Raw genomic sequence first — 19,038 nt, forward strand, 5'->3', positions numbered from 1 at the left:
GATGGATGTACTAGTTGTAGATGGATATAACATCATTGGCGATTGGGAAGATTTAAAACGGTTGAAGGATATTGATCTTGAGCAGGCCCGCAACCGATTAATCGAAAAGATGGCTGAATATAAAGCATTCACTGGTTACCGAGTAATTATTATCTTTGATGCATATTACGTTCCCGGAATCGCAAACAAAATAAACGAATATAAAGTCGAAATTATCTATACTAAGGAAAATGAGACTGCAGATGAACGAATCGAAAAGCTTGTAAAAAGCTTGAAAAATGTAGTGAATCAAGTATACGTTGCTACCTCTGACTATGCGGAGCAACGTACTATATTTGGAAGAGGTGCATTACGAAAGTCTGCAAGAGAATTGTATATCGAACTAGTAGATATGGAAGCGGAAATCGAAAAAAGTATCAAGCAGCACGAAAAAGCAAATAAACATATAAAAATTCCACTAACAGATGATATTTTAGAAAAATTCGAAAAGTGGCGCCGTGGCAATGAATAAGGCGGAAAAAGTCGATATATCGCATTAAGTAATCGGATTTCATATTGACGATATGGAAACGCTTCCTGTATACTAACTCTATAATTGACAGGTTTTGTGTCGGGGGGTCTTTTTTGTGAAGGTCAAGCAGCTAGAGACAGAAAACGATAACTTAAACGTGCTTGATGACGATGCTATCATTCATTTGATTCATCAAGGTGATAGCCGTGCGCTTGATTATTTAATTCACAAATATAAAAATTTTGTGCGAGCAAAAGCACGAACCTATTTTTTAATTGGTGCTGATAAAGAAGATATTGTACAAGAAGGTATGATAGGTCTTTACAAAGCAATACGAGATTTTGATTCGGACAAGCTATCATCATTTAAAGCTTTTGCTGAATTGTGTATCACAAGACAAATTATTACGGCAGTAAAAACGTCAACAAGACAAAAGCATATACCGTTAAATTCATATGTGTCACTGGACAAACCAGTGTATGATGAAGAATCAGATAGAACGTTACTGGATATTATTGCAGGATCAAGAGCGATTGATCCGCAAGAATTACTCGTAAATCGAGAGAAGTTCGCTGATATGGAATCTAAATTGTCGGAATTATTAAGCGAGTTAGAGAAAAAGTCACTGCATTTATATTTAGATGGTCAATCCTATCAGGAGATATCTGTAGAATTAAAACGACATGTGAAGTCGATTGATAATGCGTTGCAAAGGGTGAAACGTAAGTTTGAACAATTAATAGAATCACGAGAGATAACCCTGTAAACAAGCATTGACACATTAATCTAACAATGCTACATTAATAGAAGTGAAAAACCCTTGTATGGGGTGATAAAATGAATAAAAAGGTAACTTTATCGTGTGCAGAATGTTCAAGTAGAAATTATTCAACTAATAAAAATGTATCCACACAACCAAACCGACTAGAAGTTCGAAAATACTGTAAAACATGTGGAAAACATACGCTGCACCGTGAAACTAAATAAGACGAATCCTTCTTAGTAGAGTTTGGGGGTACTACCATGAAGCTTTTTCAATTTTTTAAGAATGTATCACGTGAAATGAAGAAGGTTAGCTGGCCTAAAGGGAAAGAGCTAACAAGTTATACGGTTACTGTAATTGCAACAGTGGTATTTGTAGCGGTTTTCTTTACAGTTATCGACCAATTGATTACACTGGTATTAAATAATTTTTAAATGCAATTATTGAATAATAACACTATATTTATGTTATAATGAAAATTAATAGCGCTTTTCAAAAAAACCCGACTTACGGGTTTTTTAATATTGTAGATTTTTTTAGAGCGGATGGTTTCTCGCTTATGCGTGTCAACCCAGACAGTCACCTCCGCTTTTCTAATTAAGGGAGGGAAGGACAATATTTTGTCCTGTTTAAATGGAGAAAAATTGGTATGTTGTTCATACGTATTCGGGTTATGAAAACAAAGTAAAAACAAATTTAGAAAAACGTGTAGAAACGATGGGGATGGAAGATAAGATTTTTCGAGTTATCGTTCCGGAAGACGAAGAAACAGAAATTAAAAACGGAAAAAAGAAGGTAACTAAAAAGAAATTCTTCCCTGGCTATGTTTTGACTGAAATGGTCATGACGGATGATTCCTGGTATGTTGTCAGAAACACACCTGGTGTAACAGGATTTGTTGGTTCTAGTGGACATGGTTCAAAGCCGACCCCGTTACTACCTGATGAGGTAGAAACAGTTCTAAAACGAATGGGTGTTACAGATGCAGTAACCCAAATTGATTTTGACTTAAAAGAAAATGTGCGTGTGAATGATGGACCATTTGCGAATTTCACTGGATCGATTGAACATATTGACATTGATAAGCAAAAAGTAAAGGTGCATGTTAATATGTTTGGTAGAGAAACTCCTGTTGAACTTGATTTCTCACAAATAGAAAAACTATAAATAGAAGCAAGTGAAATATATTTTAGTATTGAATCTACCACAATATCTTGCATTCTTTTCTAATTCATGCTAAAATTCTCTTGTTATTTATGTCCTCGATTTAAGAGGGAAATGGCTAATAATGAGTGGGAGGGTATAAACCCTATTACCACATCACGGACTTTAAGGAGGTGTGTCTCGTGGCTAAAAAAGTAATCAAGATTGTAAAACTACAAATTCCGGCTGGTAAAGCAAATCCAGCACCGCCAGTAGGACCAGCATTAGGTCAAGCAGGTGTTAACATTATGGGATTCTGTAAAGAATTTAATGCTCGTACGCAAGATGAAGCAGGTATGATTATCCCGGTTGAAATTTCGGTATTTGAAGACCGTTCATTTACATTTGTTACAAAAACTCCACCTGCTGCTGTATTGTTGAAAAAAGCAGCTGGAATCGAATCTGGTTCTGGTGAACCTAACCGTAATAAAGTCGCTACTGTAAAACGCGATAAAGTAAAAGAAATTGCGGAAACAAAAATGCCTGACTTAAACGCCGCTGATGTAGAAGCAGCGATGCGCATGGTTGAAGGAACTGCACGTAGCATGGGTATTACGATAGAAGACTAATACCTTTATGCTTTTCAAATACGACCTGGGTTGCGATAGTGGGATTCCATTTCTCGCAGCCTTTTTCGTGAAAAGTAACAGGTATGCTTTATAAAAGCCACGGCGCTTTTATAAGTGGGAGGTATTACCGCTATTACCACAAATGAGGAGGAAACAAAATGAGTAAAAAAGGTAAAAAATATCAAGAAGCTCTTAAGCTTGTTGATCGTACAAAATCATATGATGTGAAAGAAGCTATCACTTTACTGAAAAAGGCTTCTCGAGTTAACTTTGATGAAACAGTAGAAGCAGCTTTCCGTTTAGGTGTAGACCCTAAGAAAGCTGATCAACAAATCCGTGGAGCTATGGTATTGCCACACGGTACTGGTAAAACACAGCGTGTGCTTGTGTTTGCTAAAGGTGAAAAAGCTAAAGAAGCAGAAGCGGCTGGCGCTGATTTTGTCGGAGATCAAGAAATGATTAATAAAATTAACCAAGGTTGGTTTGAATTTGACGTAATCGTTGCAACTCCAGACATGATGGCTGAAGTTGGTAAATTAGGTCGTGTATTAGGACCAAAAGGACTAATGCCTAACCCTAAAACAGGAACAGTAACATTTGAAGTTGAAAAAGCAGTGAACGATATTAAAGCTGGTAAAGTGGAATATCGTGTTGACAAATCAGCTAACATTCATGTTCCAATTGGGAAACTTTCTTTCGATGATGAAAAATTATTCGAAAACTTTGTATCCCTTACAGAGCAACTTGTAAAAGTTAAACCACAAGCTTCAAAAGGTGTTTACATGCGCAATGTATCTGTAACATCTACAATGGGACCTGGTGTTAAAGTTGATGTATCTGAGTATCGCTAAATTTTAGTCACCCAAAAGTTTTTGGCTTGACTTTTAATACGTGATTCGATATACTGAATCTCGTTATAAATATGAATACGTTGTACCGTAGACAGTAGGTGCGAGAGATCGCTTAATTATCCTGCCGAGGTGTTTAAAAGCAAATTAGATGAATCGTTTAGATTGTCATTTGTTATAAAAAACCTCCATGTCTGCATGGGGGTTTTTCTTATCTTAGACACGAAGTCTTGCTGCAGCGTCGAACCCAGGCGTCGTAAGCTTTTCTTACTTTTCGGTATAATGATTTTTTAATAGGAGGTGGAACAATGTCAAACGTTATCGATGCAAAAAAGCAGGTTGTTCAAGAAATTACTGATAAGTTTCAGTCTAGCCAATCATCTGTACTAGTTAATTATCGTGGCCTTGATGTTGCTGAAGTTACAGAACTTCGTAAACAATTACGCGAAGAAGGCGTTGACTTCAAAGTGTACAAAAACACTATGACACGTCGCGCTGTTGAGCAAGCAGAATTAAACGAATTGAGTGATACGTTAGTTGGACCTACAGCAATCGCATTTAGTAAAGAGGATGTAATTGCACCAGCTAAGATTTTGAGCAAATTTGCTAAATCTCATAACGCACTTGAAATTAAAGGTGGAGTTATTGAGGGGAAAGTAGCATCACTTGAGCAATTAAGTGAACTTGCAGAACTACCAAACTACGATGGTCTAGTATCTATGCTTCTTAGCGTGCTTCAAGCACCTATTCGCAACTTGGCGTATGCTACAAAAGCTATCGCAGAACAAAAGGAAGAACAGGGAGCATAATATTGCCGCGTTGCAATTTATCGTTCCAAAAAAAATTACATCTAAATCAGGAGGAAATATATTATGACTAATGAACAAATTATTGAAGCAGTTAAAGAAATGTCAGTTTTAGAATTAAACGATCTTGTTAAAGCTATCGAGGAAGAATTCGGCGTAACAGCAGCAGCGCCAGTTGCAGCAGCAGGTGGAGCTGGAGCAGAAGCAGCTGAAGAACAAACTGAATTTGATGTAGTACTTGAAAGTGCTGGAGCATCAAAAATTAAAGTTGTTAAAGCAGTACGTGAAATCACTGGTCTTGGTCTTAAAGACGCAAAAGACTTAGTAGATAACGCACCTAAAGCTATTAAAGAGGGCGTATCTAAAGAAGATGCTGAAGAAGTTAAAGGTAAACTTGAAGAAGCAGGCGCAGCTGTAGAAGTTAAGTAATTTTATAAGTGGAGCTCGTCGTTATACGACGGGCTTTCTCTATATGATCTTCTCTATCACAAAACACAACAAAGTAGGTGCTAGAATGTCTGAGCATTACTTTTCACAACAACCCCAATCTAAAAGTTCACCCAAGACATGGAGTTATCGGTTACGAGAAAAAGAGTATACATTTACAAGTGACTATGGTGTTTTTTCAAAAAATGAAATAGATTATGGTTCACGGTTGTTAATCACACAATTTACAGAGTCGAAAGTTTCAGGTAGTGTATTAGACCTTGGATGCGGCTATGGACCGATAGGTATAACTATAGCAAATACATACCCGAATAGGAACGTTGTGCTAGCAGATGTGAATGAGCGTGCAATTCAACTCGCGGAACAAAATGCTAAGCAAAACAAGGTTCGAAATGTCGAATGTATAAAAAGTGATCGATTTTCAAATCTAGTTAATCACACTTTTGCGTCAATCGTTACAAACCCTCCTATCAGAGCCGGTAAAAACGTTGTTCATGCAATGATAGAAGAAAGTAAACCTTCACTAGACAAAAATGGTGAGCTGTGGGTAGTTATTCAAAAGAAGCAAGGCGCTCCTTCAGCAAAAGAAAAAATATTTAATGTGTTTGGAAACGTAGAAGTGGTTGCAAAAGACAAAGGATACTTTCTATTAAAGGCTATTAATGTTTGACCTTGCTTTTTACTTATGATATTATAATAAAATGCTAATATGGAATTTCTTTGTCAAGAAGAATTTTCATTATATAAGAAACGTATATTTCATCGGTATTCGGAGACAATGGTAAGGTAAAAAATATACACGTGGGGTTTTTTGATGAAAAAGCCTTTTTTCTTTTTGAAAGTTAGAAGTAGTACGTAGGTCATTTGTTATACTCAAACACTTGATTTTTTATGCCGATGAAAGGGTAGCTATCAAAATGGTAGAAACCAATGCGTACCTTTTAAAAGAAGAAAGCTTGTGATTTTCTATGTTGCAAGTTTGTTCAGTATGTTTAAAGTTATAATTGCTTTACCAAACAAAAGTTTCAAAGCTTGATTGTATGAGTTAAGATCCGAAAAACATTACTAAGATAGAACTATAGTCTTAGTTTGTTTTTCTAATATAATAATTATTTTTCACCAGATTCCTGATAAGGAACAATTGAAAAATACTTGATTTGAGGGGTGAAGCAGTTGACAGGTCAACTAGTTCAGTATGGACGGCACCGCCAACGCAGGAGCTATGCGCGCATCAGTGAGGTGTTAGAATTACCAAATCTAATCGAAATTCAAACCGCTTCTTATCAATGGTTTTTAGAAGAAGGTTTGAAAGAAATGTTTAAAGACATTTCACCTATTGAAGATTTCACGGGTAATCTATCACTAGAATTTGTTGATTATACGCTAGAGGATCCAAAGTATCCTGTAGATGAATCAAAGGATCGAGATGTGACTTATAACGCTCCACTTCGCGTGAAGGTTCGTTTAATTAATAATGAAACCGGTGAAGTGAAAGAGCAAGAAGTGTTTATGGGAGACTTCCCACTTATGACAGGCACAGGTACTTTTGTCATTAATGGTGCAGAGCGTGTTATTGTATCACAGCTCGTTCGTTCACCGAGTGTCTATTATAATGAAAAAATTGATAAGAACGGAAAAAGAGGCGTTACTGCAACCGTGATTCCGAACCGCGGAGCATGGCTGGAGTTTGAAACAGATGCAAAAGACGTTGCTTATGTTCGTATCGATCGTACACGTAAGTTGCCTATTACAGTGTTGCTTCGTGCTCTTGGTTTTAGTACAGATCAAGAAATTATTGATCTACTAGGCGAGAACGAATACTTAAAAAACACCTTAGACAAAGATAATACAGAAACTACTGAAAAGGCATTATTAGAAATCTACGAGCGACTTCGCCCTGGTGAACCGCCTACAGTAGATAATGCTAAAAGCCTATTAGTTTCACGTTTCTTTGATCCAAAACGTTACGACCTAGCACATGTTGGTCGTTACAAAATGAATAAAAAATTAAACATTAAAAACCGTCTATTTAACCAAGTGCTTGCAGAACCAATCGTTGACCAGGAAACTGGTGAAGTTCTTGCACAAAAAGGGGACAAATTAGAACGGAAGTTACTAAATAAAATCATTCCATACTTGGAACAAGAAGATGGTAAGGTTGGCGAGCAGCAAGTTGAGTTGCAAGAGGGCGTTCTTGAAGACCCGATTAAGCTTCAGACAATTAAAATCGTTGATCCGACTGACCCAAGTGGGGAACGTGAGTTGAATGTGATTGGTAATGCTAGTGTAGATAGAAGCATTAAGAATATCACTCCAGCTGACATTTTATCTTCAGTTAGTTATTTCTTTAACTTACTACACCGTGTTGGTGATACAGATGATATTGATCATCTGGGAAATCGTCGCCTTCGTTCAGTAGGTGAACTATTGCAAAACCAATTTAGAATTGGGTTATCCCGAATGGAACGTGTTGTGCGCGAACGTATGTCTATTCAGGACACATCAAGCGTTACTCCACAACAGTTAATTAATATTCGTCCGGTAATTGCATCTATCAAAGAGTTCTTTGGTAGTTCGCAGCTTTCGCAATTTATGGATCAAACCAATCCATTAGCAGAACTGACGCATAAACGCCGTCTGTCAGCACTTGGACCTGGTGGATTAACACGTGAACGTGCTGGCTTTGAAGTTCGTGACGTACATTATTCACACTATGGTCGCATGTGTCCAATTGAAACACCAGAGGGACCAAATATTGGATTGATTAACTCATTATCAAGTTATGCTAAGGTAAATAAATTTGGCTTTATTGAAACGCCATATCGCCGGGTTGATCCTGATAGCGGTTTGGTAACTGCTCAAATTGATTATCTTACAGCTGATGAAGAAGATAATTATGTAGTGGCACAGGCCAATGCTAGATTAGATGATACTGGTCATTTTATAGACGATGAAGTTATCGCTCGTTTCCGTGGTGAGAATACCGCTGTACCTCGAGCGAATATAGACTATATGGATGTTTCACCTAAACAAGTTGTTTCAGCAGCAACGGCATGTATCCCGTTTCTGGAAAATGATGACTCGAACCGCGCGTTAATGGGAGCTAACATGCAACGTCAAGCAGTACCATTAATGCAACCTGAGGCGCCAACTGTTGGAACAGGAATGGAATATGTTTCTGGGAAAGATTCTGGGGCAGCGGTTATTTGTCAAAACCCTGGTATTGTTGAACGTGTTGAGGCAAAAGAGGTTCATATCCGTCGAGTATCAGAAGTAGACGGTAAAGAAGTAAAAGGTGATATTGAGCGATATCGCTTGCAAAAGTATATCCGCTCAAACCAAGGTACTTGTTACAACCAGCGCCCAATAGTAAGTCAAGGCGATCGTGTAACGAAAGGTGAAATCCTTGCTGATGGACCATCGATGGAAGACGGCGAACTAGCATTAGGTCGTAACGTTCTAGTTGGATTCATGACTTGGGAAGGTTACAACTATGAAGATGCAATTATCATGAGTGAACGCCTTGTAAAAGATGATGTATATACATCAATTCACATCGAGGAGTATGAATCGGAAGCTCGTGATACCAAACTGGGACCTGAAGAAATCACCCGCGATATTCCAAACGTTGGGGAAGAGGCATTGAAAAACTTAAATGAACACGGGATTATCCGTGTCGGTGCAGAGGTTACTGATGGAGATATCTTAGTTGGTAAAGTAACACCAAAAGGGGTTACAGAGCTATCAGCTGAAGAGCGTTTATTACATGCAATTTTCGGAGAGAAGGCCCGTGAAGTCCGTGATACATCATTACGTGTACCGCATGGAGCTGGCGGAATTGTTCTAGACGTCAAGATATTTAATCGTGAAGATGGAGATGAACTGCCACCTGGTGTTAACCAACTCGTTCGTGCTTACATTGTACAAAAACGTAAAATATCTGAAGGTGACAAAATGGCTGGCCGTCATGGTAATAAAGGTGTAATTTCAAAAATATTACCTGAAGAAGACATGCCGTTCATGCCAGATGGAACACCAGTTGATATTATGTTGAACCCACTAGGGGTACCATCGCGAATGAATATCGGACAAGTGTTTGAAATGCACTTAGGAATGGCTGCACGTGCGCTAGGAATACATGTTGCAACTCCTGTATTTGATGGTGCAAATGAAGAAGATGTATGGGAAACATTGCAAGAGGCAGGAATGCCAAAGGATGCTAAAACTATTCTGTATGATGGACGATCTGGCGAGCCATTTGATAACCGTATTTCTGTTGGTGTCATGTATATGATTAAACTAGCACACATGGTTGATGATAAGCTTCACGCTCGTTCAACAGGGCCATATTCACTAGTTACTCAACAGCCACTAGGTGGTAAAGCACAGTTTGGTGGGCAACGTTTTGGTGAGATGGAGGTATGGGCACTTGAAGCATATGGTGCTGCATACACTTTGCAGGAAATTCTTACTGTTAAATCAGATGACATTGTTGGTCGTGTGAAAACGTATGAATCTATTGTTAAAGGTGATAATGTTCCAGAGCCCGGAGTTCCAGAATCATTTAAAGTATTAATAAAAGAGCTTCAAAGCCTTGGTTTAGATGTGAAAATGCTTTCTAGTGATGAACAGGAAATCGAATTACGTGAACTGGAAGAAGAGGAAACTGAAGCGGCGAGCAAGCTTAACTTAGAAATAGAAGAAAAGTAATAAAAGCAAAGGAGCACTAACTTCCGTGAAATAGCAAGTTTCAGGGAAGTTAGCATCTCCGGCTTTATCATATAAATTCTGTTCTACTTAAGTAAAGTTCAGTATAAGAAAAACTTCGCCATTCGCTATTGAGGATAAGGCGAATGCCGAGTTTTACTAATAAATGGTAAAATCGGACACTAAAAGGGAGGTAGGCCCCTTGCTAGATGTAAATAACTTTGAGTATATGAAAATCGGTTTAGCTTCACCAGAAAAAATCCGCTCGTGGTCTTACGGCGAGGTAAAAAAACCAGAAACAATTAACTACCGAACATTAAAACCTGAAAAAGATGGCTTGTTTTGTGAGCGAATTTTCGGGCCACAAAAAGACTGGGAATGTCATTGTGGAAAATACAAACGTGTACGCTATAAAGGCGTTGTTTGTGATCGATGTGGAGTAGAGGTTACAAAAGCAAAAGTGCGTCGTGAACGTATGGGGCATATTGAATTAGCTGCTCCAGTTTCACACATTTGGTATTTCAAAGGGATTCCGAGCCGTATGGGACTTGTTTTAGATATGTCACCACGTGCTTTGGAAGAAGTTATCTATTTTGCAGCGTATATTGTTACAGAATCAGGTAATACACCACTTGAGAAAAAACAATTGCTTTCAGAAAAAGAATATCGTGCTTATTATGATAAATACGGTAAATCTTTCAAAGCCCAAATGGGAGCTGAAGCAATTCGAAAACTTTTACATGATATCGACCTTGAAAAAGAGGTAGTTGCATTAAAAGAAGAATTGAAAACAGCCAAAGGACAACGCAGAACTCGTGCTATTAAACGTTTAGAAGTGTTAGAGTCATTCCGTCATTCCGGAAATGACACGTCATGGATGGTATTAGATGTATTACCAATAATTCCGCCAGAAATTCGTCCAATGGTTCAACTTGATGGTGGACGTTTTGCGACATCAGATCTGAATGATTTATATCGTCGTGTAATCAACCGTAACAATCGTTTGAAACGATTGCTTGATCTTGGAGCTCCAAGCATCATCGTACAAAACGAAAAACGTATGCTGCAAGAAGCTGTTGATGCATTGATAGATAATGGACGTCGTGGACGCCCAGTGACTGGTCCGGGTAATAGACCACTAAAGTCTCTTTCACATATGTTGAAAGGGAAACAAGGTCGTTTCCGTCAAAACCTATTAGGTAAGCGTGTTGACTATTCAGGTCGTTCCGTTATCGTTGTGGGTCCACACTTGAAAATGTATCAATGTGGATTACCAAAGGAAATGGCGCTTGAATTGTTTAAGCCGTTTGTCATGAAAGAATTAGTTGGACGTGGTATTGCACATAATATCAAATCAGCTAAACGTAAAATTGAGCGTATTCATCCAGATGTTTGGGATGTTTTAGAAGAAGTTATTCGCGAGCATCCGGTATTACTAAACCGTGCACCTACATTGCATAGATTAGGAATCCAAGCCTTCGAACCAACATTAGTAGAAGGTCGTGCAATCCGTTTGCATCCACTAGTTTGTACAGCATACAATGCCGACTTTGATGGTGACCAAATGGCAGTGCATGTTCCGCTATCTGCTGAGGCACAGGCCGAGGCGCGTATCTTGATGTTAGCTGCCCAAAATATTCTTAATCCAAAAGATGGTAAACCAGTAGTTACACCATCACAGGATATGGTATTAGGTAACTATTATTTAACATTGGAACGCGAAAATGCCGTTGGTGAAGGTAGTGTGTTTAAAGATACAGATGAAGCGTTAATTGCATATCAAAATGGATATGTTCACTTGCATACTAGAGTTGCAGTTCAAGCAAGTAGTTTGAATAACAAAACGTTTACTGAAGAACAGCACAATCAATTGTTGCTAACTACAGTAGGTAAGTTAATATTTAATGAAATATTACCAGAATCATTCCCTTACATTAATGAGCCGACAAATAGTAATCTTGAAGTTCGCACTCCAGCTCATTATTTCGTTGAAAAGGGAACAAATATAAAAGAAGAGATCCAAAAGCGTGATGGTATTTTACCGTTTAAAAAAGGTATCCTAGGTGATATTATCGCGGAAGTATTTAAACGATTTAAAATTAGTGAAACATCTAAAATGCTTGACCGTATGAAAGATCTTGGTTTTAGTTACTCAACAAAAGCTGGTATGACAGTAGGTATCTCAGATATCGTGGTACTGAAAGAAAAAGAAGTAATTCTTGACGCTTCTCAAACGAAAGTTGATAATGTTCAGAAGCAATTCCGTAGAGGTTTAATCACTGAAGAGGAACGTTATGATCGAGTTATCGCAGTATGGTCACAAGCAAAAGATGATATCCAATCTAAATTAATGAAATCCTTAAACTCTAGAAACCCTATCTTTATGATGAGTGATTCTGGAGCAAGGGGTAACGCATCTAACTTTACCCAGCTTGCTGGTATGCGTGGATTAATGGCCAACCCGGCTGGACGTATTATTGAGTTGCCGATCAAGTCAAGTTTCCGTGAAGGATTAACTGTACTAGAATACTTTATTTCTACACACGGGGCGCGTAAAGGACTTGCCGATACGGCACTTAAGACGGCTGACTCTGGTTACCTAACACGTCGTTTAGTTGATGTTGCACAAGATGTTATCGTAAGAGAAGCAGATTGTGGTACAGATAGAGGGTTAAAAGTTTCTGCTATTCAAGATGGTGCGGAATTGATTGAACCACTAATTGACCGTTTAATTGGCCGAACTATATTTGAAACAATTCGCCACCCTGAAACAGGTGATGTAATTGTTGAGGACGATGAAGTGATTTCAGAAGATCAAGCAAAACTAATTGTGGATTCTGGAATTGAAGATGTAACGATTCGTTCTGCATTTACATGTAATACAAAACATGGCGTATGTCAAAAATGTTATGGACGTAACCTTGCAACAGGTGATGAAGTTGAAGTAGGAGAAGCAGTTGGTATTATTGCTGCTCAATCTATTGGTGAACCAGGTACACAGTTAACCATGCGTACATTCCACACAGGTGGGGTTGCCGGAGACGATATCACTCAAGGTTTACCACGTATCCAAGAGATTTTTGAGGCACGTCATCCAAAAGGGCAAGCTGTTATTAGTGAAGTTCAGGGTACGATTCACGAGATTAAAGAAGTTAAAGATAAACAAGAGATTGTTGTTCAAGGTGAAGTAGAACAACGCGCATATACTGTTCCATATAATGCTCGTATTAAAGTAGCAGAAGGGGACGAAGTTATTGCTGGGCAGGAACTAACAGAAGGTTCCGTTGATCCTAAAGAACTTCTTGAAGTTCAAGGTGTTGATGGAGTTCAATCATACCTTCTTCGTGAAGTCCAACGAGTTTACCGTATGCAAGGTGTAGAAATCGGCGATAAGCACGTTGAGGTAATGGTTCGTCAAATGCTACGTAAAGTACGCGTAGTTGATTCTGGAGATACAAGTGTATTACCTGGATCATTATTGGAAATCCACCAATTCAAAGATGCTAACCACGGTATTTTAAACGATGGAAAACAGCCTGCTGTTGGTAAACCTGTATTGTTGGGTATTACTAAAGCATCTCTTGAAACAGATTCATTCTTATCTGCAGCTTCATTCCAAGAAACAACTCGTGTGTTAACGGATGCTGCAATCAAAGGTAAACGCGATGAATTATTAGGATTGAAAGAAAATGTTATTATTGGTAAACTTGTCCCTGCTGGTACAGGAATGCAACGTTACCGTAAAATCCAGGCTTCCTTAGACGATTTGCAAACAGAATCGGATGAAGTTAATGAAGCCGAAGCTGAAACAGAAACAGTAAAATAAATTAAGGTTAAACAAGTGATGTAATGATCAGGAGCACCAAAAATAGTAAAATTTATGTTGACATTAAAAAACTAGGATGATACTATATTCAGGGTGCTTCTGATTATACTTGTTGCTTTGGAGGATATATTGATGTCTTATGAAAAAGTAACCCAAGGACAGTCACGTCTTATAATCGGGACGAAGCAAACACTGAAAGCTATGAAAAATGGCGAAGTAAGTGAAGTGTTTCTTGCTGATGACGCTGATAAACAGCTAACAGGAAAGATAGCTGATTTAGCTAAAGAGCTAGATGTAACGTGTCACCAAGTAGATTCCATGAAGAAGCTAGGAGCCGCTTGCGGCATAGACGTTGGTGCATCTACTGTAGCAATTAAAATAAATTAGTTTTGGCGGTTAGTTTTACCCGCGAAAGCTTTGTTTTTTGCTAAAAGATGAACCACCTGGATATGTGGTCTTACAAGAAGTAATAAATTCGGTGGTTGCTAGTCTTTATTTTTGCTAGTAATTTGTAAATATGAAGGGAGGATAACTATAATGCCTACTATTAATCAACTTGTACGTAAAGGTCGTGTAAGCAAACCAAGAAAGTCTGACTCTCCTGCACTAAACAGAGGGTATAACAGCTTTAAAAAGAAATTAACGAATGAAAACTCACCACAAAAACGTGGCGTTTGCACTCGTGTTGGTACTTTAACACCTAAGAAACCAAACTCAGCACTTCGTAAATATGCACGTGTTCGTTTGTCAAACAACATGGAAGTAACAGCATATATCCCTGGGATTGGACACAATCTACAAGAACATAGTGTTGTATTGATCCGTGGTGGTCGTGTAAAAGACTTACCGGGTGTTCGTTACCATGTTGTTCGTGGAGCGTTAGATACAGCAGGTGTACAAGGACGTGCTCAAGGCCGTTCAAAATATGGAACAAAACGCCCTAAAAAATAATACTAAAAGCGCAGGCGCCCGGTTATTGGTGTAGAGCCTGAAGGGCACTAGTCAATGGGCGCAGGAGCTAGATAAGAAAATATTTAGAATTGAGATTGAGGAAAGGAGGGGAGACATATGCCACGTAAAGGACCAATACCTAAACGCGATGTCTTGCCGGATCCACTTTATAATTCAAAACTAGTGACTCGTTTGATCAACCAAATCATGATTGACGGGAAACGAGGAAAAGCGCAAAAAATTCTTTATAATGCATTTACATTAATCGCAGAGCGTAGTGGACAAAATGCTATGGAAGTTTTTGAACAAGCAATGAAAAATGTAATGCCAGTACTAGAAGTTCGTGCACGTCGTGTTGGTGGATCGAACTACCAAGTACCGATGGAAGTACGCCCAGAACGTCGTCAAGCACTTGGACTTCGTTACGTTGTGAATTACTCACGACTACGCGGAGAAAAGACAATGGAAGAGCGTCTTGCAAATGAAATTCTAGATGCTTCTAACAACACTGGAGCTGCAGTTAAAAAACGCGAAGAAATGCACAAAATGGCGGAAGCAAACAAAGCATTTGCTCACTACCGCTGGTAAGAAATGCGCAAGCGCTTTGGTTAGGCTCGAAAAGCTTAAGACGAGACTCTGTGTGACACTTTTTGTCGCAGAGAGGATTGGCTTAAAGCTTCAAGGTGCTAGGTGCTAAAGTAAAACAAGTAAGAAAAATCCAAAAAAGCTTTTTACAGGAAGGAGAAGAATACATGGCTAGAGATTTCTCCTTGGAAAAGACACGTAATATTGGTATTATGGCGCACATTGATGCTGGAAAGACCACTACTACTGAGCGTATTCTTTTCTATACAGGACGTATTCATAAAATTGGCGAAACCCATGAAGGTGCATCACAGATGGACTGGATGGAACAAGAGCAAGAACGTGGAATTACAATCACTTCTGCTGCAACAACAGCTGCATGGAGAGAACACCGCATTAATATCATTGATACGCCAGGCCACGTAGACTTCACAGTTGAAGTTGAACGTTCCTTGCGTGTACTAGATGGAGCGGTAACAGTTCTTGATGCGCAATCAGGTGTTGAACCACAAACAGAAACAGTATGGCGTCAAGCGACAACATACGGTGTACCACGAGTTGTATTCATTAATAAAATGGATAAAATCGGTGCAGATTTCTTATATTCTACAGGAACTTTGAAAGAACGTTTGGGAGCAAATGCACATCCAGTTCAGCTTCCAATCGGTGCTGAAGATGACTTTGAAGGAATCATTGACCTTGTTACTATGGAAGCTTACTACTATGAAGATGACTTAGGAACAAGAGCAGAGTCTCGTGCAATTCCTGATGAGTACAAAGATAAAGCTGATGAATTACGCGCTGCTTTATTGGAATCAGTTTCTGAATTAGATGAAGATTTAATGATGAAGTACCTTGAAGGTGAAGAGATTTCAAATGAAGAGCTAAAGAACGCGATTCGTGAAGCTACATTGAATGTTGAGTTCTACCCAGTGTTTTGTGGGTCAGCATTTAAAAATAAAGGTGTACAATTAATGCTTGATGGTGTTATTGATTACTTGCCTGCACCAACTGATGTTCCTCCAATCGAGGGTATCGTTCCAGGTACAGAAGAAAAAGTAACACGTAAATCAGACGATAAAGCACCGTTCTCAGCACTAGCGTTTAAAGTAATGACAGATCCTTACGTTGGTAAATTAACATTTTTCCGCGTATACTCTGGAACTTTAGATTCTGGTTCATATGTGAAAAACTCTGTAAAAGATAAGCGTGAACGTGTTGGACGTATCCTACAAATGCACGCAAACTCTCGTGAAGAAGTTTCAACTGTTTACTCTGGTGAAATTGCTGCCGCAGTAGGTTTGAAAGATACTTCAACAGGGGACACACTTTGTGATGAAAAAAACATTGTTGTTCTAGAATCGATGGATTTCCCTGAACCGGTTATCGGTGTAGCAATTGAACCTAAAACAAAAGCAGACCAAGATAAAATGGCAATTGCTTTAGGTAAACTTGCTGAAGAGGATCCGACATTTAGAACAGAAACTAACGTAGAAACTGGTCAAACTATTATCTCTGGTATGGGTGAACTTCACCTTGATATTATCGTTGACCGTTTAAAACGTGAATTTAAAGTAGAAGCCAACGTAGGTGCTCCACAAGTTGCTTACCGTGAAACATTCCGTGGCTCTGCTGAAGTAGAAGGTAAATTCGTACGTCAGTCTGGTGGACGCGGGCAATACGGACACGTTTGGGTTAAATTTGAACCAAACGAAGAAGGTGCAGGCTTTGAATTTACTAACAAAATCGTTGGGGGTTCTGTACCAAGAGAATACATCGGATCTGTTGAACATGGTATTAAAGAAGCAACAGAAAGTGGTGTATTAGCAGGATATCCATTGATCGATATTAAAGCGACACTTTATGATGGTAGTTATCATGATGTTGACTCGAATGAGATGGCATTTAAAATCGCTGGGTCTATGGCATTAAAGGCTGCAAAAACTAAATGTAAAGCAGTTCTTCTTGAGCCAATTGAGAGAGTAGAAATCGTAATTCCTGAAGAATACATGGGAGATATCATGGGAGATGTAACATCTCGTCGTGGTCGTGTAGAAGGTATGGATGCGCGTGGACCTGCTCAAGTAATTAAAGCATTTGTTCCACTTTCAGAAATGTTTGGTTATGCAACTGCATTACGTTCAAACACGCAAGGCCGTGGACAATTCACTATGCATTTTGATCACTACGAAGAAGTACCGAAAAGTATTTCTGAAGAAATTATCAAAAAAAATGCCGGTGAATAATTGATTTTTTGTTAATCTTCAAGTATAACTTTTATTGAAGGCTAAGATTTTAGTACTTAATAAAACTATAAAAAACACTTTTATTTATCTAAAGGAGGAACTATAAATGGCTAAAGAAAAATTCGATCGCTCGAAAAGTCACGTAAATATTGGAACTATTGGACACGTTGACCATGGTAAAACAACGTTAACAGCTGCAATCTCAATCGTAATGCACAAGAAATCTGGTAAAGGTACAGTAATGGCTTATGACCAAATTGATGGTGCTCCAGAAGAAAAAGAACGTGGAATTACAATTTCAACTTCACACGTTGAGTACGAAACTGATACTCGTCACTATGCACACGTTGACTGTCCTGGTCACGCTGACTATGTTAAAAACATGATCACTGGTGCTGCACAAATGGACGGAGCTATCCTAGTAGTATCATCTGCTGATGGCCCAATGCCACAAACTCGTGAGCACATCTTGCTTTCACGTAACGTTGGTGTTCCGTCAATCGTAGTATTCCTTAACAAAACTGATATGGTAGATGACGAAGAACTTCTAGAACTAGTAGAAATGGAAGTGCGTGACCTATTAACTGAGTATGACTTCCCTGGTGATGATGTACCAGTAATCAAAGGTTCTGCTCTAAAAGCTATCGAAGGCGATGCTGATTACGAAGCAAAAATCATTGAGTTAATGGACGCGGTTGATGAGTATATTCCAACTCCAGAACGCGATACTGACAAACCATTCATGATGCCAGTTGAGGATGTATTCTCAATCACTGGTCGTGGTACTGTTGCAACAGGACGTGTTGAGCGTGGGGAAATTAAAGTCGGTGACGATGTAGAAATCATCGGTCTTAATGAAGCGCCAGCTAAAACAACTGTTACTGGTGTTGAAATGTTCCGTAAGCTTCTTGACTATGCAGAAGCTGGAGACAACATTGGTGCACTACTACGTGGTGTATCACGTGATGATATCGGACGTGGACAAGTGCTTGCAAAGCCAGGTTCAATTACTCCACACACTAACTTCAAAGCTGAAGTTTATGTATTGTCAAAAGAAGAAGGTGGACGTCATACTCCATTCTTCGGAAACTATCGTCCACAATTCTATTTCCGTACTACTGACGTAACTGGTGTTATCCAGTTGCCAGAAGGCGTTGAAATGGTTATGCCTGGCGATAACATTGAAATGAGCGTTGAGTTGATTTCACCAATCGCTATTGAAGATGGTACGCGTTTCTCTATCCGTGAGGGTGGACGTACAGTTGGATCTGGCGTTGTATCAACAATCGAAAAGTAATTAATATAAAATGAGACAGGTAGCGTGACGACGCTGCCTGTTTTTTTGTATTTTAAAAAAGTCAGTAACGGCTTGGGTTCTCTGGCATTACAAGGTTTTGGGCCGTAGCAGGGTGCCAGGCACTTGGTGGAATTCACGCTCTTGGTTGATGAGCTGTTTTAAAAAGCGTACACGTATGGTGACAGAGACACCACCAAGTGCCTGGCACCCGAACTCCGGTATTTGATTCCTCTTATTCCGAGAACTTAAGTGCTTCTCACTTCCTCCATACTTTGTTTT

At 38.9% G+C, this 19,038-nt stretch carries 17 protein-coding genes and 1 other annotated feature; all 17 genes read left to right on the top strand.

The window, feature by feature from the left end:
- The first annotated feature begins 1 nt into the window (after position 1).
- The 17 genes from LG329_RS10875 to tuf all read left to right on the top strand — a co-directional run bounded on the left by LG329_RS10875 (position 2) and on the right by tuf (position 18,759).
- Complete coding sequence (locus tag LG329_RS10875) at positions 2-511, top strand: NYN domain-containing protein (RefSeq protein WP_404450848.1); 510 nt, start codon at positions 2-4, stop codon at positions 509-511.
- 157 nt (positions 512-668) lie between these two features.
- Positions 669-1,277: an RNA polymerase sporulation sigma factor SigH gene (sigH, locus tag LG329_RS10880; RefSeq protein ID WP_404456542.1), complete on the top strand. Its 609-nt coding sequence runs from the start codon at positions 669-671 to the stop codon at positions 1,275-1,277.
- A 71-nt stretch (positions 1,278-1,348) separates the two neighbouring features.
- Positions 1,349-1,498 (top strand): 50S ribosomal protein L33, encoded by a 150-nt coding sequence (gene rpmG / locus LG329_RS10885; protein WP_404450849.1) that lies wholly within the window; start codon positions 1,349-1,351, stop codon positions 1,496-1,498.
- Positions 1,499-1,534: 36 nt separating this feature from the next.
- Positions 1,535-1,708, top strand: a complete 174-nt coding sequence (gene secE, locus LG329_RS10890) for a preprotein translocase subunit SecE (RefSeq protein WP_404450850.1) — start codon at positions 1,535-1,537, stop codon at positions 1,706-1,708.
- 199 nt (positions 1,709-1,907) lie between these two features.
- On the top strand, positions 1,908-2,441 hold the full coding sequence (gene nusG / locus LG329_RS10895) for a transcription termination/antitermination protein NusG (protein ID WP_404450851.1): 534 nt from the start codon (positions 1,908-1,910) through the stop codon (positions 2,439-2,441).
- A gap of 179 nt (positions 2,442-2,620) precedes the next feature.
- Complete coding sequence (gene rplK / locus LG329_RS10900; RefSeq protein WP_404450852.1) at positions 2,621-3,046, top strand: 50S ribosomal protein L11; 426 nt, start codon at positions 2,621-2,623, stop codon at positions 3,044-3,046.
- Between the two features lie 158 nt (positions 3,047-3,204).
- Positions 3,205-3,897: a 50S ribosomal protein L1 gene (gene rplA / locus LG329_RS10905; protein WP_404450853.1), complete on the top strand. Its 693-nt coding sequence runs from the start codon at positions 3,205-3,207 to the stop codon at positions 3,895-3,897.
- A 67-nt stretch (positions 3,898-3,964) separates the two neighbouring features.
- Positions 3,965-4,115: a sequence feature (ribosomal protein L10 leader region), on the top strand.
- An 87-nt stretch (positions 4,116-4,202) separates the two neighbouring features.
- A complete protein-coding gene (gene rplJ, locus LG329_RS10910; protein ID WP_404450854.1) occupies positions 4,203-4,703 on the top strand; it encodes a 50S ribosomal protein L10 in 501 nt (166 codons plus the stop codon).
- 63 nt (positions 4,704-4,766) lie between these two features.
- Positions 4,767-5,129, top strand: a complete 363-nt coding sequence (gene rplL, locus LG329_RS10915) for a 50S ribosomal protein L7/L12 (RefSeq protein ID WP_404450855.1) — start codon at positions 4,767-4,769, stop codon at positions 5,127-5,129.
- Positions 5,130-5,214: 85 nt separating this feature from the next.
- Complete coding sequence (locus tag LG329_RS10920) at positions 5,215-5,817, top strand: class I SAM-dependent methyltransferase (protein ID WP_404450856.1); 603 nt, start codon at positions 5,215-5,217, stop codon at positions 5,815-5,817.
- Between the two features lie 503 nt (positions 5,818-6,320).
- A complete protein-coding gene (gene rpoB / locus LG329_RS10925) occupies positions 6,321-9,857 on the top strand; it encodes a DNA-directed RNA polymerase subunit beta (protein WP_404450857.1) in 3,537 nt (1,178 codons plus the stop codon).
- Between the two features lie 199 nt (positions 9,858-10,056).
- On the top strand, positions 10,057-13,680 hold the full coding sequence (gene rpoC, locus LG329_RS10930) for a DNA-directed RNA polymerase subunit beta' (RefSeq protein ID WP_404450858.1): 3,624 nt from the start codon (positions 10,057-10,059) through the stop codon (positions 13,678-13,680).
- Between the two features lie 132 nt (positions 13,681-13,812).
- Positions 13,813-14,067, top strand: a complete 255-nt coding sequence (locus tag LG329_RS10935; RefSeq protein ID WP_404450859.1) for a 50S ribosomal protein L7ae-like protein — start codon at positions 13,813-13,815, stop codon at positions 14,065-14,067.
- 150 nt (positions 14,068-14,217) lie between these two features.
- On the top strand, positions 14,218-14,631 hold the full coding sequence (gene rpsL, locus LG329_RS10940; protein WP_404450860.1) for a 30S ribosomal protein S12: 414 nt from the start codon (positions 14,218-14,220) through the stop codon (positions 14,629-14,631).
- A 117-nt stretch (positions 14,632-14,748) separates the two neighbouring features.
- Positions 14,749-15,219 (top strand): 30S ribosomal protein S7, encoded by a 471-nt coding sequence (gene rpsG / locus LG329_RS10945; RefSeq protein ID WP_089530259.1) that lies wholly within the window; start codon positions 14,749-14,751, stop codon positions 15,217-15,219.
- Between the two features lie 164 nt (positions 15,220-15,383).
- Positions 15,384-17,462 carry an elongation factor G gene (gene fusA, locus LG329_RS10950; protein WP_404450861.1) on the top strand — a complete coding sequence of 693 codons (2,079 nt, stop codon included), beginning with the start codon at positions 15,384-15,386 and terminating at the stop codon, positions 17,460-17,462.
- A 106-nt stretch (positions 17,463-17,568) separates the two neighbouring features.
- Positions 17,569-18,759 carry an elongation factor Tu gene (gene tuf, locus LG329_RS10955; RefSeq protein WP_404450862.1) on the top strand — a complete coding sequence of 397 codons (1,191 nt, stop codon included), beginning with the start codon at positions 17,569-17,571 and terminating at the stop codon, positions 18,757-18,759.
- Positions 18,760-19,038 lie beyond the last annotated feature (279 nt).

The organism is Virgibacillus necropolis (assembly GCF_044793635.1).
GTDB classification, from domain to species: Bacteria; Bacillota; Bacilli; order Bacillales; family Amphibacillaceae; genus Virgibacillus_F; species Virgibacillus_F necropolis_A.

Coding starts and splice junctions, on each gene's coding strand:
- LG329_RS10875 (WP_404450848.1), top strand. CDS start 2: ATGGATGTACTAGTTGTAGATGGATATAACATCATTGGCGATTGGGAA.
- rpmG (WP_404450849.1), top strand. CDS start 1,349: ATGAATAAAAAGGTAACTTTATCGTGTGCAGAATGTTCAAGTAGAAAT.
- secE (WP_404450850.1), top strand. CDS start 1,535: ATGAAGCTTTTTCAATTTTTTAAGAATGTATCACGTGAAATGAAGAAG.
- nusG (WP_404450851.1), top strand. CDS start 1,908: ATGGAGAAAAATTGGTATGTTGTTCATACGTATTCGGGTTATGAAAAC.
- rplA (WP_404450853.1), top strand. CDS start 3,205: ATGAGTAAAAAAGGTAAAAAATATCAAGAAGCTCTTAAGCTTGTTGAT.
- rplJ (WP_404450854.1), top strand. CDS start 4,203: ATGTCAAACGTTATCGATGCAAAAAAGCAGGTTGTTCAAGAAATTACT.
- rplL (WP_404450855.1), top strand. CDS start 4,767: ATGACTAATGAACAAATTATTGAAGCAGTTAAAGAAATGTCAGTTTTA.
- LG329_RS10920 (WP_404450856.1), top strand. CDS start 5,215: ATGTCTGAGCATTACTTTTCACAACAACCCCAATCTAAAAGTTCACCC.
- LG329_RS10935 (WP_404450859.1), top strand. CDS start 13,813: ATGTCTTATGAAAAAGTAACCCAAGGACAGTCACGTCTTATAATCGGG.
- rpsL (WP_404450860.1), top strand. CDS start 14,218: ATGCCTACTATTAATCAACTTGTACGTAAAGGTCGTGTAAGCAAACCA.
- rpsG (WP_089530259.1), top strand. CDS start 14,749: ATGCCACGTAAAGGACCAATACCTAAACGCGATGTCTTGCCGGATCCA.
- fusA (WP_404450861.1), top strand. CDS start 15,384: ATGGCTAGAGATTTCTCCTTGGAAAAGACACGTAATATTGGTATTATG.
- tuf (WP_404450862.1), top strand. CDS start 17,569: ATGGCTAAAGAAAAATTCGATCGCTCGAAAAGTCACGTAAATATTGGA.